Source organism: Bombilactobacillus sp. ESL1097, assembly GCF_058107205.1.
Genome location: NZ_JBYLUB010000001.1, coordinates 436,881 through 453,548, shown reverse-complemented (window position 1 = coordinate 453,548; position 16,668 = coordinate 436,881). Strand labels below are relative to the sequence as shown.

General features: G+C 38.6%; 13 protein-coding genes. All 13 read right to left on the bottom strand.

Annotation, left to right across the window (positions count from 1 at the left end; all coding sequences use genetic code 11):
- Window positions 1-187 precede the first annotated feature (187 nt).
- A complete protein-coding gene (gene yajC / locus AC3B6D_RS02060; protein WP_489769159.1) occupies window positions 188-619 on the bottom strand; it encodes a preprotein translocase subunit YajC in 432 nt (143 codons plus the stop codon).
- Window positions 620-685: 66 nt separating this feature from the next.
- Window positions 686-1,828 (bottom strand): tRNA guanosine(34) transglycosylase Tgt, encoded by a 1,143-nt coding sequence (gene tgt / locus AC3B6D_RS02055; RefSeq protein WP_489757242.1) that lies wholly within the window; start codon window positions 1,826-1,828, stop codon window positions 686-688.
- 186 nt (window positions 1,829-2,014) lie between these two features.
- Window positions 2,015-3,052, bottom strand: coding sequence for a tRNA preQ1(34) S-adenosylmethionine ribosyltransferase-isomerase QueA (gene queA / locus AC3B6D_RS02050; protein WP_489774996.1), 1,038 nt, complete (start codon window positions 3,050-3,052; stop codon window positions 2,015-2,017).
- Window positions 3,048-4,064: a Holliday junction branch migration DNA helicase RuvB gene (ruvB, locus tag AC3B6D_RS02045; protein WP_489774797.1), complete on the bottom strand. Its 1,017-nt coding sequence runs from the start codon at window positions 4,062-4,064 to the stop codon at window positions 3,048-3,050. The genes queA and ruvB overlap by 5 nt, the downstream gene beginning before the upstream one ends.
- Window positions 4,065-4,080: 16 nt before the next feature.
- Window positions 4,081-4,677, bottom strand: coding sequence for a Holliday junction branch migration protein RuvA (gene ruvA, locus AC3B6D_RS02040; protein WP_489774796.1), 597 nt, complete (start codon window positions 4,675-4,677; stop codon window positions 4,081-4,083).
- Window positions 4,678-4,686: 9 nt separating this feature from the next.
- Window positions 4,687-6,597, bottom strand: coding sequence for a DNA mismatch repair endonuclease MutL (gene mutL / locus AC3B6D_RS02035; protein WP_489757238.1), 1,911 nt, complete (start codon window positions 6,595-6,597; stop codon window positions 4,687-4,689).
- 119 nt (window positions 6,598-6,716) lie between these two features.
- Window positions 6,717-9,308 (bottom strand): DNA mismatch repair protein MutS, encoded by a 2,592-nt coding sequence (gene mutS, locus AC3B6D_RS02030; RefSeq protein ID WP_489757237.1) that lies wholly within the window; start codon window positions 9,306-9,308, stop codon window positions 6,717-6,719.
- A 58-nt stretch (window positions 9,309-9,366) separates the two neighbouring features.
- Complete coding sequence (locus AC3B6D_RS02025) at window positions 9,367-10,149, bottom strand: TIGR00282 family metallophosphoesterase (RefSeq protein WP_489757236.1); 783 nt, start codon at window positions 10,147-10,149, stop codon at window positions 9,367-9,369.
- A 179-nt stretch (window positions 10,150-10,328) separates the two neighbouring features.
- On the bottom strand, window positions 10,329-11,960 hold the full coding sequence (groL, locus tag AC3B6D_RS02020; RefSeq protein WP_489757235.1) for a chaperonin GroEL: 1,632 nt from the start codon (window positions 11,958-11,960) through the stop codon (window positions 10,329-10,331).
- 63 nt (window positions 11,961-12,023) lie between these two features.
- Entirely contained in the window at window positions 12,024-12,308 is a 285-nt protein-coding gene (groES, locus tag AC3B6D_RS02015) for a co-chaperone GroES (RefSeq protein ID WP_489757708.1), read from the bottom strand.
- Between the two features lie 349 nt (window positions 12,309-12,657).
- Window positions 12,658-14,589 carry an LTA synthase family protein gene (locus tag AC3B6D_RS02010; protein WP_489757234.1) on the bottom strand — a complete coding sequence of 644 codons (1,932 nt, stop codon included), beginning with the start codon at window positions 14,587-14,589 and terminating at the stop codon, window positions 12,658-12,660.
- 323 nt (window positions 14,590-14,912) lie between these two features.
- Complete coding sequence (gene manA, locus AC3B6D_RS02005; protein WP_489774795.1) at window positions 14,913-15,890, bottom strand: mannose-6-phosphate isomerase, class I; 978 nt, start codon at window positions 15,888-15,890, stop codon at window positions 14,913-14,915.
- A gap of 108 nt (window positions 15,891-15,998) precedes the next feature.
- Entirely contained in the window at window positions 15,999-16,628 is a 630-nt protein-coding gene (locus AC3B6D_RS02000) for a redox-sensing transcriptional repressor Rex (RefSeq protein WP_489757232.1), read from the bottom strand.
- Window positions 16,629-16,668: the final 40 nt, after the last annotated feature.

The window sequence follows — 16,668 nt, the reverse complement described above, 5'->3', positions numbered from 1 at the left end:
ACCGTCTTCAAACTTAACTAATTGCAGCTAACAAAAAGAGGTTGGGGCAATAATTATCATGTTCTAAACTAACTAAACATTGATTAATTATTGTACTCCAAAAGTCTAAAATTTGTGGCAAACTTACTCAATTATCGTTAGTTTTCAAATTTCAGCGACTTTTGTCCCAACCTCTTCAAAACTCAAATTATTTATCTGCTGTTTCAGTAGTAGTGTCATCATCCGCTTGACTAGCAGGAGCAGCATCGTCACTAGCCGCTTCATCTGACTTTGCTGGTGCTTTAGTTTCTGTCTCAGCCTTAGCTGTTGTCGCTGATTTAGTTGCGGCTGGTTTATTGACACTTCTAATCGCTGAACGATTAAACGTTAAATAAATTCCATCACAGTCGATCACGATGGTCTTTTCTGCATCATTAATCGTATCAATCGTTCCGTAAAGGCCACCGATGGTGACGACCGGATCACCAACTTTTAGTTGACCCAACATTTTTTGACGTTGTTCTTGTTGCTTTTTTTGTGGGCGCCACATCGTAAAATACATAAATACAATTAAAATGACGAAAAAGAGTAATAACATCATGTTACCACTACCACTTGCTTTAGCTGCCAATAAGTTCAATTGCTCCACCTCTAGTTTGATTTTACTACTATTCTAACAAACAATCCTTGAAAACACAGTAACTCATTAAAAATTCTTTGCGTTTTTTTCATTAAAGCCGTACTGTTCGAAGACCTGTTGCTTCAAGTCTAATAAATTATCATCCCGAATTGCTTGGCGAATTTGCGCCATCAAATGCACTAAATAATATAAGTTATGATAACTTGTTAAGTGAATGCCAAAAGTTTCATCAACCTGCAGTAAATGTCTGATATAAGCCCGAGAATAATTTCGACAAGCATAACAATCACAATTCGGATCTAACGGGCCAAAATCGTGGGCATATTGTGCATTTTTGACGACCAAACGCCCATTAGAAGTCATGCAAGTTCCATTACGCGCAATCCGTGTGGGCAAAACACAATCAAACATATCAATTCCACGAATGACACCATCAATCAACGAATCAGCTGTACCCACGCCCATCAAGTATCGTGGCTTATTTTCCGGCAAAAGTGGCGTCGTATAATCTAAAACTTGATTCATTTGCGTTTTCGATTCACCAACAGATAAACCGCCAATAGAGTAACCAGCAAAATCTAATGAAACTAAATCCTTGGCACTTTGCTGCCGCAAATCTTTAAAACCTGCGCCCTGCACAATTCCAAAAATTCCCTGCCGGTTAGGATTACGATGCGCTCTTAAACCACGTTCTGCCCACCGAGTTGTACGTGCAATTGATTTTTGCAAGTAATCATGTGATTCAAAGAAAGGCGGACATTCATCCAAGCTCATCATAATATCTGGGCCCAAATCATTTTCAATATGAATGGCCTTTTCTGGTGATAAAAACATCTTACGCCCATCTAAATGGCTCTTAAAAGTAATACCTTCTTCACTAATACCGCGCCTTTTGGCTAAAGAAAAAACTTGAAAGCCACCAGAATCGGTTAGTATGCCACGATCCCAATTCATAAACTGGTGCAAACCACCTGCTTCACGCACCAACTTAGAACCAGGCCGTAACCATAAGTGATAGGTATTAGATAAAATGACCGTTGCTCCGATTTCCTTTAATTCCTCTGGTGACATAGTTTTGACACTGGCTTGTGTCCCAACAGGCATAAAAATCGGGGTCTCAAAAGTTCCATGCGGGGTAATTAATTCGCCTAACCGGGCGCCAGTATGTTTTTCTTTTTTGATTAAATGATATTTAATTGGTTGTTCCATATAAAACTCCAAATTTCTGTATATTATTGGACATCGTACTGCACCAAATAACAACTCATTGCTTCAACAATGTGGTCCTAACTTGGGTAATGAAGTTGGGAAAATTACTTAGCAATTGAGTGCATAAAAATGTTCGTTTCTATTCACGACAAATTCTGTTTACCTCAACTGATTTTTACTGCAATTTTATTTAATAAACATTGCATCACCAAAACTGAAGAACCGATATTGCTCTTTAACTGCGTGTTCATAAGCATTTAAGATATTTTCGCGTCCGGTAAAGGAAGCTACTAACATCACCAAAGTGGACTTAGGCAAATGAAAATTAGTAATAAACTCATCCACTACCCGCCAACGATAACCGGGCTTAATAAAGATATCAGTCCAGCCACTGTCTGCCTTAATTTTTCCGTCAAACTTCGTTCCAATTGTTTCTAAAGTTCGAATAGAAGTGGTACCCGTTGCAACAATTTTGCCACCATTAGCCTTAACTTTATTTAAAGTTTGCGCCGCTGCTTCACTCAAACGATAAAACTCACTATGCATCTGATGATCATCAATATTTTCTTCAGAAACTGGCCGAAAAGTTCCCAACCCCACATGTAAGGTTAAATAAACTAACTTAACACCCTTAGCTTGGACTTTCTCTAATAAGTCTTTCGTCCAATGTAAGCCAGCTGTAGGGGCCGCTGCTGAACCTTCTTCTTTGGCATAGACCGTTTGGTAACGATCAGGATCAGCTAATTTTTCTTTGATATAGGGCGGTAAGGGCATTTCACCTAATTGTTCTAAGATTTCCATAAAAATCCCATCATAATCAAAGTGCACCATCCGACCACCGTGTTCCAATTCTTTCGTAACCGTACATTTTAACTTTCCACCACCAAATTCGACAACGGTCCCCACTGGTGCTCTGCGTGCTGGTTTCATCAAAACTTCCCAGTCATCGCCCTCGGTATTATTCAATAATAAAACTTCTAAGTGTGCCTGAGTCTTTTCCTTAATGCCATACAAGCGAGCAGGTAAAACCTTAGTATTATTCATTACTAAAGCATCACCAGGATTTAAATAATCTAGAATATCAAAGAAGTGTCGATCTTGATATTCACCAGTTTGATGATCTAACACTAACATGCGTGATTGGTCGCGATTTTTAATCGGGGTTTGTGCAATTAATTCCTGAGGTAAATGATAATCAAAATCTTCTAACGTTAACAATTTAATTTTCTCCTTTAGTTAATGGAATTCCTAAATGTTCATAGGCTTTGGGGGTCACTACCCGACCACGAGGGGTCCGCTTTAAAAAACCTTGCTGCAACAAATATGGTTCGTTCACGGTTTCAATTGTTTCTTGCTCTTCACCTAAATTGACAGCCATCGTTTTAATTCCTAACGGCCCACCCTGATACAGATTAATCATCATCATCAATAATTTGCGATCTGTCTGATCAAGCCCTTGATCATCAACTTGTAATTGGTCTAAGGCCGAAGCTGCCAAAGTTTGATCAATTTCTGCCTGACCAGAAACCTGCATAAAATCGCGGACACGCTTTAATAAACGATTAGCTACGCGCGGTGTGCCGCGTGAACGCCGTGCTAGTTCATGCGCACCAGCGCTGGTTACAGACACATTTAAAACCTGGGCGGAGCGTTGGACAATTTGCGTCAATTCGGCTTCATCATAAAAAGCCATATGTTCGACAATCCCAAAGCGACTCCGCAAAGGTGAAGATAATTGGCCTGCCCGAGTCGTTGCACCAATCAAGGTAAACGGCGGTAATGGGTAGTGAATTGCGTGCGCATCGGAGCCTTGGCCGACGACGATATCGATATAAAAGTCCTCCATCGCCGAATACAAGATTTCTTCAATATTTTTTGGTAGACGATGAATTTCATCAATAAATAACACGTCACCCGCTTGTAATTCACTCAAAATAGCAACCAAATCACCCGGTTTTTCAATTGATGGACCCGTCGTCGTTCGCAGATTGACTTGTAACTCATGAGCAATCACCAAAGCTAGCGTTGTCTTGCCTAATCCGGGCGGTCCGTACAATAAGACATGATCCAGTGCTTCCTGGCGCTTTAAAGCTGCTTGAATATAGACATGCAATTCATGTTTAACTTTTTCTTGTCCCAAGTACTGATCCAAAGTTTGAGGCCGTAAAGATTGTTCAACCGCCGCTTCTTGATCATCGAGAATTTGATCATCAGTTAAATGATCCTTGTCAGACATCTAATCACCTCAGTTCTTAATGTAATAATTTTAAACCTGCCCGGACGTAATCACCCGCATTCTGGGCCGTTACCTGACTTAAAGCCGTTTCAATTTTTTGTAATTCTTTTTGAGAATAACCTAAAGCGGCTAACGCCGCTAAGCCATCAGCAAAGTCTTTATTAGCAGCTGCTGATGGTACATGACTAAATAAGTTAGTAGGATTGGTTGCCAGAGTTGTTTTTGGTAATTTATCTTTTAAATCCAAAACAATTTGTTGCGCCGTTTTTTTACCAACACCAGGAAACTTCGTCAGAAATTGCACATCGTCGCTCCCAATTGCTTCAATCAATCCCGAATGATCATCATCAGCCAAAATAGCTAACGCACTTTTGGGACCAATTCCAGAAACCGAAGTTAATTGTAAAAATAATTGTTTTTCTGCTAAGTCATAAAAACCATAGAGGGATTGATCATTATCACGAATAATTTGTTCAATATAAAGCTTGAGCGGTTCGTCTGTCTGGTAACGATAAGGGTTCGCCACCAAGATATGATAACCAATGTGTTGGACCTCTAATACCACATAAGTGGGATAAATCGCTGTAATAATTCCTTGAAAATATTCAAACACAATAAAACCTCACTTAAACCGTCTAGATTGATGGGGATCTTGAATTCTCTTAAACATCTTTTGGATTTCCGCATCACTAAAATGAATTAGTGTCGGCCGCCCATGCGGACAATTATACGGATTTTGGGCTTGTGCTAATTGATCCAAAATTGCCTGGGCCTGAGGTCGATCCAAATGATGATTAGCCTTAATAGATAATTTACAGCTCATAGTAATCGCTGTTTGTTCTCGAAAACGGGCTATATTAATTTTACCGTCTTGCAAAATATAATCAATCATTTCTCGAATCGTCTTTTCTTCTTGCTCAACGCCAATCCAAGTAGGATGGCTAGTTACCACAAAACTATTTTGTCCAAACGGAGCAATCTCCACCCCCACCTGACGTAATAAATCTAAGTGTGCACTTAAAGTAATCGCCTCTGAATTAGCGTAATCCAAAATTAACGGTACCAATAATTTTTGTTGATCGCTACTAACTTGACCAATTGCTTGACTAAATTGCTCATACTTCACCCGTTCTTGGGCAGCATGTTGGTCAACCAGATAAAAACCATCACCACTTTGAGCTACTAAATAAGTTTCATGAATTTGTGTCAGGAATTGTAATTGGGGAAAAGCTGATTTGGATAACGACTGTTGTGCCACTGACTTGACTTTGGGTGTAGCATCCGACGCTTTTGGTGGTAATTGCGTCAGAGTGGCATCTTGTTGAGCAATTTGCTGCATTTTTTGATCCCATTGTTGTAGATGCTGAGGATCTTGAAAGATTTCTTGTAAATGCACTGCTCCTGGTTGAATCCAATTAGTCGTTGGCGTGGTCTTGGTAACAGATGGTTCACGTAAAAAAGATGTTGCCGCATTAAATGACTCATCAGTTTGCACAAAAGGCGGTCTTGGTTTGGAGGGAGTTGTTTTTAAAGCATCCGGAATTAAATTTAATTGCCCCAATGCTTGTGCAACGCTTTGTTCAATTAAATTAGCTAATTGTTGTTCTTTACTCAAGCGAACTTCACGCTTGGTTGGATGAACATTAACATCAACTAATAACGGATCAGTCGTAATTTCTAGAACACCTATAGGATAGCGCCCAACCATTAGCTTTGAACCATACCCCGCCAAAAAAGCTTTACTTAATTGATAATTATGAATATAGCGTTGATTAATTAACAGTGCGATATAATTGCGGTTAGCTCTCGTTTGTTCTGGCAAAGATAAATAGCCTTGAACCTGAAAATCAGCATCAACACCTTGACAAGCAATTAAGTCAGCTGCTACTTTGCGGCCATAGATCCCCGCAATAGTTTGTTTGAGATCGCCGTTACCAGAAGTTCGCACTAAGGTTTTCTTTTCATTGTTTAATCTCAACGCAATCTGGGGGTGACCTAAGGCTAGATGATTTACAACCTCAACTACTTTTTTTAACTCAGTATTTAAAGTTTTGATATATTTTAACCGCACGGGTGTATTGTAAAATAAATCGGTCACCACCACTGTGGTCCCCTTTTTAGCCGCGGTCACCTGTGGCGTTTGGAATTGTCCACCTGCTACTTGCAACAGCGTGCCACTGGCTCCATCAGTACTAGTAGTAAGCACGACCTTGGCAACTGCAGCAATACTAGCCAAAGCCTCACCCCGAAACCCTAAAGTCTGTACATTAAATAAGTCCTGGGTTGAACTGATTTTACTAGTGGCATGCGGTTGAAACGCTAGCTGAACTTGATCTCTAGCAATACCATCACCGTTATCAACAACCTTAATTTGCGAAATACCCGCATCTTGCACTTGAATTTCAATTTGTGTTGCGTGTGCGTCAATTGCATTTTCTACTAATTCTTTGACCACGGATGCTGGCCGTTCTACCACTTCGCCTGCGGCAATTTGATTACTTAAAGTACTTGGTAATTCATGAATTTCTGCCATTGAATATCCCTACTCTAATCTAATTTACAGCTAATGTTTACTAACACAATTGGCTTGCAAAACTTCTCAGCAGTTAGTATTGCTACTACTTAATTTTTGAACAACTTTGATGCAGAAAATTAATGTAATTTGGCTTGTAATTGATACAAGAAATTTAACGCCTCTAATGGCGTCATATTCAACACATTAGCTTGCTGCAATTCTTGTAATAATTCTTGATGAGTAGCATCACTTTCTGAAAATAAAGATAATTGTTGCTCCACTGGGGCTTCTTGTACCTGATTAACGACGGGTTGGACTGCTTGGGAAACTGGTGTTTTTTGTAAATTAGTCGGTTTGTGTTCCAGATTATCTAAAATCTCTTGTGCCCGCTGTAATAGATCAGTCGGCAAACCTGCCAATTTTGCAACATGAATTCCGTACGACTTATCAGCGGGACCTGCTAAAACCTTATGCAAAAAGACTAATTGCCCATTTTCTTGAGTTGCATCCACGTGTACATTCGTTACCGTGGTTAAATCTTGAGCTAATTGGGTTAATTCATGATAGTGTGTGGAAAACAGCGTTTTGGCATGAACTGTTTGATCTAAATACTCAATAATTGCCTGTGCCAAAGCCATTCCATCATAAGTCGCCGTTCCCCGCCCAATTTCATCAAAAATAATCAAAGAATTACTCGTCGCGTGCTGCAAGGCATCATTGGCTTCCATCATTTCGACCATAAAGGTGGAATTGCCCGCAATTAAATCATCAGCGGCACCAATCCGCGTAAAAATCTGATCAAAAATCGGCAGCGTAGCCGCATCGGCGGGAACAAAACATCCAATCTGCGCCATAATGACAATTAACGCCGTTTGCCGCATATATGTGCTTTTACCAGACATATTAGGACCTGTAATTAATAAAATATCAGTTTGATCGTTCATCTTCACATCGTTAGGAATATAACTATCACTACCTAATACTTTTTCAACCACCGGATGACGACCATTAACAATTTTAATTTCATGATTGTGCGTAAATTGTGGGCGAACATAATGCTGATCCTCACTAATTACCGCAAAACTTTGTAAAACATCCAACTGGGCTAAAATTTGAGCTAAAGCTTGAATTTGCTCAATTTGTTCTTTAATTTGTTGCCGAACTTGTTTGAATAATTGGTGTTCTAGTAACGTCGATTTTTCTTCTGCTTCCAAAATCAAACGTTCTTTGTCTTTTAATTCCGGCGTAATATAGCGTTCTGAATTAGTTAATGTCTGCTTGCGTTCATAGCGATCCGTGGGCACCTGGGCTTTATTCGCATTAGTTACTTCAATATAGTAACCAAACACCCGGTTAAAACCAATTTTTAAGTTCTTAATGCCTGTAGCTTGTTGTTCATCTGCTTGTAGTTGAGCAATCCAAGCCTTCCCATTCGTCATCGCACTACGGTATTGATCGAGTTGTTGATCGTAATGATCCCGAATTAAGTTACCTTCCGTCACAGAAATTGGCGGATCGTCAACAATCGCTTGTTGAATCAATTGCACAACTTCCTGACATTCTGGCATTTTGGTTAACAAATCATCTAGTAACGGATCATGTAAATCTAACAAAGTTTCCTTAATTAAAGGAACTTGCTGTAAAGAAGTTGCCAATTGAATCAAATCGCGCCCATTAACATTGCCAAACGCAATTCGCCCGGCTAAACGTTCCAGATCATAAACCTTCGTTAAATAATCTTGTAAATTGCCCCGTTGAAAAAAATTATCCAATAAAATTTGAACTAAATCTTGACGCTTTTGAAGAAGAGCTGCATCTAGTAATGGGCGTTGCAGCCATTGCTTTAACAAACGGCTACCCATCGCAGTCTTAGTTTTGTCTAATAGCCAAGCTAATGTCCCTGACTTTTCTCCGGTCCTTAGGGAACGAAATAATTCTAAGTTACTTTGAACATTGTGATCCATTTGTAAATATTTACTAGTTTGGTAAACTTGGGCGATCTGCAAGTGCGCCAAAGAACGTTTTTGAGTTTCAATTAAATAAGAAATTAAATAAGTAATCGCCTGACGTTGGAGCTCAGACTGGACTTTTTGCGTCACAAAAGCTACTTCGGCGTAAGCTTGCTGGGGTTGCTCACTGGATACCAAAATTCCCATCTTTTTTAGTTGGTCCTGTTGGTCTTGATCTAGAGTGGCCGCAATCACAACTTCCTTAGAGCGTAAATTTAATAATTCATTTTGAACTTGCTGCCAATTATGAAACGCAGTTACCCGCACTTCACCGGTGGACAAGTCCGTATAGGCAAAACCATATTCTTGATCTTGAAAAATTACGGCCGCCAAATAATTATTCTCTCGGCTTTGATTCGGCTTATCTTCCAAACTAGTTCCTGGCGTGACTAATTTGATAATCCCGCGCTTGACCATCCCCTTAGCTTCTTTGGGATCTTCTAATTGCTCACAAATAGCAACTTTATACCCTTTATCTACCAAAACATCAATATAACTTTGCACGGCATGGTGGGGCACCCCACACATGGGAATCGGATCAGCGGCATTTTTATTACGGGCTGTCAAGGTTAATTCTAGTATTTGTGCCCCTTTGATTGCATCATCGTAAAACATTTCATAGAAATCACCAATCCGATAAAACAAAAAAGCATCTGGATAATCCTTTTTAATTTTTAAATATTGTTGCATCATTGGTGTATCTTTAGTAGTTTGTGGCATACAAAACTCCTCTAGGCTAGGATCTTATTGATCAGATTAATTCAAAAAACAACAACTTTTATTCAACAAACGGACGATCCGGATTAATTTGATACGCATGAATTTTATTTTTCGTTTCTAGATCAATTACGCAATAATTAATTTGGGGACGACCATGTTCCGTTAATTCATAACGAGTTGGTCTCTGTGTTAAAAAGCGGCGAATACTACTCTGGGCTTGAACGCCAATAATTCCGTCATAATCCCCCGTCATGCCCACATCTGTCAAAAATGCTGTCCCTTTCGGCAGAACTCGGGCATCATTGGTTTGCACATGTGTATGTGTCCCGACAACTGCCGCCACTCGACCATCTAAATAGTAAGCCAATGCCGCTTTTTCACTAGTTGTTTCTGCATGAAAGTCAATAAAAATTTGCGCTTGATCCGGAATTTGCGCCAATAATTGATCAGCTATTTGAAAAGGGTCGTCAATTGCATTCATTAAAGCGCGCCCCTGTAAATTAATTACTGCTAATTGCTCCTGATTGACTTGTTTAATTGTCATTCCTGCTCCCGGAACTGCCCCAGGGTAATTAGCAGGTCGCACCAAATTATCATTCTGTTCCAGTAAATCATTCACTTCTGACTGATCAAAAGCATGATTTCCCAGTGTAATCACATCTGCTCCCGCTTTTAAAATCTTTTTAAATTGTTGTTCCTTAATGCCTCGTCCTTTAGCAGCATTTTCACCGTTAACAATCGTCACTTGGGGGCGAAAATGTGCCTTGATTTGTGGAAGATATGTTTGCAAAGCTTGCAGTCCCAAATCTCCCATGACATCACCCACAAAAATAATTCGCATAAATACTTTCCTTATCTATTATTTAGCTACTTAAGACTTAATGATACCACTAAAACTTCTGCTAATTAATCTCATTAGTGCCGAAGTGTTTGAGAATTAATAATTGACGCAAAAAATCCGTGTGATTAAAAAAAAGACATTTCCGAAGAAATGTCTTTTTGATTAACAATCAATATTAATTACATCATACCGCCCATACCAGCATTAGGGTCAGCTGGTGCTGCAGGAGCAGCAGGTTCAGGCTTATCAGCAACAACAGCCTCTGTTGTTAAAATCAAAGCCGAAACGCTGGCTGCATTTTGTAAAGCAGAGCGAGTTACTTTAGTTGGGTCAATAATTCCGGCCTCAACCATATTTTCCCACTTGTCAGTTGCAGCATTATAACCAACTTCATTATCTTGTGCCTTCAAATGTTCAACAATAACAGAGCCTTCTTTGCCGGCATTTTCTGCAATTTGCCGAACTGGTGCTTCTAAAGCCCGCTTAACAATGTTAATACCAGTTTGCACATCGCCAGTTTCGCTTTCAGCTAATTTGGCAACAGCTGGAATGACATTCATCAAAGCTGTACCACCACCAGCAACGTAGCCTTCTTCAACAGCGGCCCGCGTAGCATTCAAAGCATCTTCAATCCGATATTTGCGTTCTTTTAATTCGGTTTCAGTAGCGGCACCAACTTTAATCACACCAACGCCACCAGCTAATTTAGCTAAACGTTCTTGTAACTTTTCACGGTCAAAGTCAGAAGTTGTTTCGCTAACTTGCTTCTTAATTAAATCAACCCGTTCATCAATCGCATCTTTAGAACCAGAACCTTGGACAATTGTTGTGTTGTCTTTAGTAACAGTTACACGACCTGCTTGACCTAATTGATCAATGGTTGTGTCTTTTAATTCTAAGCCTAAATCAGCTGTAATGACAGTACCACCAGTCAAGATCGCAATATCTTCTAACTGTTCCTTACGACGATCGCCAAAACCAGGTGCTTTAACAGCTACAACATTGAACGTGCCCCGAACCTTGTTCAAAACCAATGTTGGTAAAGCTTCACCATCAACATCATCAGCAATAATCAATAAAGCTTTGCCTTGTTGCACGATTGATTGTAATAATGGCAAAATATCTTGAATGTTGGAAATCTTCTTGTCAGTAATTAAAATGTATGGATTATCTAAATCGGCTTCCATTTTATCGTTATCAGTTACCATGTATTGTGATAAGTAACCACGATCAAATTGCATACCTTCAACAACATCAGAAGTTGTTTCAATACCCTTTGATTCTTCAATGGTAATTACACCATCATGGCCAACTTTTTCCATCGCATCGGCAATTAATTCACCAACTTGTTGATTGGAAGAAGAAACTGCGGCAACTTGAGCAATTTGATCACGGCCACTAACTTCGTGAGAAATCTTCCGCAATTCATCAACAGCAGTAGCAGTAGCCTTCTCAATTCCCGTCCGAATACCAACAGGGTTCGCACCAGCAGTTACATTCTTCATGCCTTCTTGAATAATTGCTTGAGCTAAAACTGTCGCAGTGGTTGTACCGTCACCGGCAATATCATTAGTCTTTGAAGCAACTTCAGAAACTAATTTAGCACCCATATTTTCAAAATGATCTTCTAATTCAATATCTTTGGCAATAGTTACACCATCGTTGGTAATATTTGGAGAACCATAGGATTGTTCCAAAACAACGTTACGACCTTTAGGTCCAATTGTTGTTTTTACTGTATCTGCTAATTTATTAACGCCTTCAAGCATCTTAGCCCGTGCGTCTTCTGAAAATTTAATTTCTTTTGTCATTTTTCAGCCACCTCAATTATTATTTAATACTTTATGTTCTTAATTTCTAATTAATTACAAAAATTAGTCAACAATTGCCATGACATCTTTTTCATGCATTACGAGATATTTTTGGCCGTCATACTTAACTTCTGAACCAGCGTATTTATCAAATAAGACTTTATCGCCTTTTTGAATGCTTAATTCAATTGTTTTACCTTCTGGTGTCCGTTCACCGGCGCCAACAGCAATAACTTCACCAACTTGTGGCTTTTCTTTAGCATTATTGGCTAGAACAATTCCACCAACTGTTTGTTCCTTTTCTTCATCAACTTGTACCAGAATACGATCACCTAATGGCTTTAACAAAGTAATCCCTCCAAATAAAAACATTTTTAGCACTCTTAGCACTCATCTTTATATAGTGCTAATACAAGTTCTATAATAACATGTTCCTTTCCAGATGCAAGTATTTCCGTTTAAAAATATTCGGAAAACTTACTTTTTTACAGTAGCACAGATCGCTTTGAAAGCACATTAATTGGCTCAAAATCTAGTAATCTTCCTTTACTTTTTTTAATCAAAAAGTCGCCCGTAATGGACGACTCACTTGATTTATCAAATTTGGAGCATAAATAGCTTTCAAGCCACGTATGCAATTATTAGATAATTAATTTTGCAAAATAGTTTTCAAATTGTTGACCCGATTCAGCTATGACTAGCGGGGAATTTGAAACATACCATCCTTTTTAGCGTAAGCTTTACCATAAGTCATATCATATTCTAATAACCGATAATCTTTATAAACTCGTGATTGATCCCACTTAGCATTTTTAGGGCCGTGAACATTTTTAGCAGTTAACGCATACGTATCGTTGCTTACTTTGGTTCGATTCTGTTGGCCCGTACCAGAAATTTGTAGTGGTTTGGTCAAAACTGGAACTTGCTGTTGTAATTGTTCCAATAATTGATAAAACGGAGTTTGCGGATAGTTAAGTTGTTGCAATAACTGTAAGGACATATAGTTGGGTGAGAAGTAATTATAATGATGCGTCTGTAAAGGAAAATTAGCCGCCATCACAAACGGCGTTGCATGAGAATACAAGGTATTCTGATTGAAGAGATCATCATAAATACCATCACCAGGATAATGATCGCCATACATGACAATTAACGTTTTTTGCTTAGCGTGTTGATAATGTTGCACTAATTGCTTAAACGCTTGATCCGAATCGTGAACTTCTTGAAGATAAGCTTCTAATTTTTTAGTCTTATCAGCATCTCCGGCTACTTTATTCTGGAGTTGATAAGAACTTTTGGGACCTATTTCTGCTTGATAAGGCATATGGTTTTGCATCGTCAACATCAAACTAAATTGGCGACTAGACTTTTTTTGTTGTGCATAAAAGTTCGGATAGGCGGAGGCATCTGTATCATACAAACCATGTGGTGACTTCTTTAAATGCTGTAATTTCGATTGATCTTGGAATTTATGGATACCGATCGCTGGATAAGCTTGATTTCTACGATACATAGTGCCGGCATAAGGATGGTAGGCCTGTGAATTATAGCCAGCATCATTTAAATAATGCATGACACTCGGAAAATATTTTTTATTAGGTAAAATATCCTGATAGGGCGTATTGTTTAAAAAGTAATTGGAGAAACCTGTATTGGCTTCAAATTCAATATTAGCCGTACCCCCACCAAAACCAGGAGACACCATATAGCCCCCAGCTTGTTGGACCGTTGGATTCGTAATCATCTTAGAAATATAAGGCATCGGATTTTTATTGCCAACAAGGGGATACCATTTCTGTGTCCGTAAAGGATTGGTTAAAGATTCATTTAAAATATAAATAATGTTAACTTTCCCAACTTTTTTCCCTTGATTGGCTTTAACCAAACCTTTTTGATAACGTTTAGTAATTTGCTTCATAGTCGCCGCGCTATAATTAGCAGGCTTAATCATTGGCGTAGAATGGGCATTAAAGACAAAACCAATTAAAGTACCCCGATTACGATAATTGGCCAATTGTGAACGATCAACATTAGTAATATTATGCTTCGCCAATTGTTTAGAAGCAAAAGAGCGCGTATTTCCTGCTTGTGAGAACAAGCTTAAAGCTATTATTGCTAACACCAAAAAGCCAATTCTCAACGGCCACAGCACCCGATGATTTTTTAACCACAAGCCTTTGGTAACTTTGTGTAACAGGTAGGCCGCTACAAGTAGTAATACAATGCCAATGGCTAAAAGTAATAATGATTGCCAACTGACCATTTTAATTAAACCACCAGCTTGACCAGCCATGTTTAAATCATTAGGTAACAATGGTTCAGAACGTGAAATAATTTTATTAAAGTCCACATATAAAATAATACTAAAAATAATGACGCTCAGGGATATTCCCCACCAATAATCACCTAACAGCGCAATTAGCATCGTTATAATAACTACTAGGCAAAACCAGTTGATTCGCGTGACGACAGGATTATTCTTAATTTCCCAGAACATCTCATGATAGCCGTGTGTCAAACTACCGGTTAAAGCTAGTTGAAATTCAAAATAAAATCCGTAAGCAATTAAACACACTAAAAGTACTTGCAGTAAAAAATACATAAAGCGTTTGACAGTTAGATTATGCACAATAAATCCTCTTTCGACTTAAATTAATACAGTTTTAAATTTTAGCACAATCTAATTTAGATAGGTATATTACTAGCATAATTTGCCGATAAGTCAAAAGCAGTTAAAATGCGGTATTACAAAAAATATTAAATTAAATATTTAAAAATGAGGTTGTAACTAGCAGCTAAATTGCTTTTGTCACAACCTCATATTAAGTATTAAAAAGTCGGAACAAAAAAATTTCGTAAATCAAACAAACCTTCTCCGCTGATAGTGACTTCAAAAGTCAAAAATCTGTGTTTAACTTCTCAAAACTTTTTGTCCCGACTCTTTTTTGAATATTAATCGACCTTGTCAATTGCTTCGGAAGCAATTATTTGAAGATTTTCCCCTTGAAATTGCCAAGCAGTAATTGGCGCCGGAATAATAAAGTGATCACCTAACTGTAACTCGTAGGTTTTCCCAGCAATCACTAGCTGTCCCGTTCCGGAAATCACGGAACATAAGGTGTAAGCACCCAACTGATGTTGCAAACTTAAAGCATCATTTTGCACTTGTAAGCCCCACACTGCAAAGTATGGCGAAACAGGTGGTTTCACATAAGTGGTGATGGAACTAGCACCAAATTGCTGGACCGCTTGATTAAGTTTTGGTGTTTGGAAAGGAACAGTAATCGTATCTAGAGCCTGTTTTAAATGCAGTTGGCGTTTTTGACCGGTAGCTTGTTCAATACGATCATAATCATACAAACGATAAGTAGTATCACTACTTTGTTGTGTTTCTAAGGCAATAATTCCTTGATTTAACGCATGAACACACCCACTAGGCACAAAAACAAAATCTCCTGTTTTGACTGGCATTTTTTTGAGCAAATGTTCCCAGTCTCCCGAGTCAATCAGTGCTTGTAATTCTGCCTTAGTTTGCGCATTATGTCCATAAATCAAATAGGCACCAGGCTGGGCATCAATAATATACCAACACTCCGTTTTGCCTAGCTCACCTTCATGTGCTTTGGCATAAGCATTATCTGGATGCACCTGAACTGATAAACTAGCTTCCGCATCTAAAATCTTAGTCAATAAAGGGAAAACTTTTCCTTGCGGGTAACCAAACAGCTCTGGTTGTTTTTGCCATAGTTGGGCTAAATCTTGCCCAGCAAAAGGTCCATTTTTAACAGTTGATAAACCATGAGGATGAGCAGAGATGGCCCAACATTCTCCCACTTGACCATCAGGTATGCGATAACCAAAACGTTCTTGTAGCTTACGCCCACCCCAAATTTTTTTTTGGAAAGCGGGTTGTAAAAACAATGGTTCCATCTAATACCTCCTAATAAAAGCAGCCGTAATCAACCAAAATTACTACTAACTTACCGCAAAATTCTCGCCTTACAAGCTAAACGGTGAATCAAAAGTTAAACATTTAGTTTAACTATAGTTATCTAAGAAATAAATTAATGTTTGTAATTCATTCGCTAAATCAACATTGTGTACGCGCACAGAATTAGGAGTTGCCAATCTTAACGGCGTAAAGTTCAAAATGCCCTTGACGTTGGCTGCTACCAGTTCATCAGCGACCTTTTGTGCACTGATGACTGGTACTGACAAAATCACAACATCAATCTGTTCATCTGCTAAACGTTGTTCTAAAGAATCGACATCATAAACTTGCACACCATTGACAGTTTGACCGATTAATTCCGGATTCTGATCAAAAGCGGCTGTAATCTTAATATTGTTCGTCTGTGAAAAATTATAGTTTAATAATGCACTACCTAAGTTACCTACTCCGACCAACGCTACTTTCGTCGTTTGACTTTGGTTAAGTAACTTTTTAAAAAATTCCAGCATTGGTTCAACTTCGTAGCCGTAACCCCGCTTACCTAAAGAACCAAAGTAAGAAAAATCACGCCGAATCGTCGCACTATCCACTTGAACAGCTTTAGCTAATTCTGTTGAGGAAATCTTTTTAGTATTGGAATCATTTAAAAATTGAAAGTAACGATGATACAACGGTAAGCGCTTAATAGTAGCATTTGGTATTTTGTATTTTGTCATGGTTAATATCCCCTTGTGAACAAGTATAATTGATACTTTC

Coding starts and splice junctions, on each gene's coding strand:
- tgt (WP_489757242.1), bottom strand. CDS start 1,828: ATGGAACAACCAATTAAATATCATTTAATCAAAAAAGAAAAACATACT.
- ruvB (WP_489774797.1), bottom strand. CDS start 4,064: ATGTCTGACAAGGATCATTTAACTGATGATCAAATTCTCGATGATCAA.
- mutL (WP_489757238.1), bottom strand. CDS start 6,597: ATGGCAGAAATTCATGAATTACCAAGTACTTTAAGTAATCAAATTGCC.
- mutS (WP_489757237.1), bottom strand. CDS start 9,308: ATGCCACAAACTACTAAAGATACACCAATGATGCAACAATATTTAAAA.
- AC3B6D_RS02025 (WP_489757236.1), bottom strand. CDS start 10,149: ATGCGAATTATTTTTGTGGGTGATGTCATGGGAGATTTGGGACTGCAA.
- groL (WP_489757235.1), bottom strand. CDS start 11,960: ATGACAAAAGAAATTAAATTTTCAGAAGACGCACGGGCTAAGATGCTT.
- manA (WP_489774795.1), bottom strand. CDS start 15,890: ATGGAACCATTGTTTTTACAACCCGCTTTCCAAAAAAAAATTTGGGGT.
- AC3B6D_RS02000 (WP_489757232.1), bottom strand. CDS start 16,628: ATGACAAAATACAAAATACCAAATGCTACTATTAAGCGCTTACCGTTG.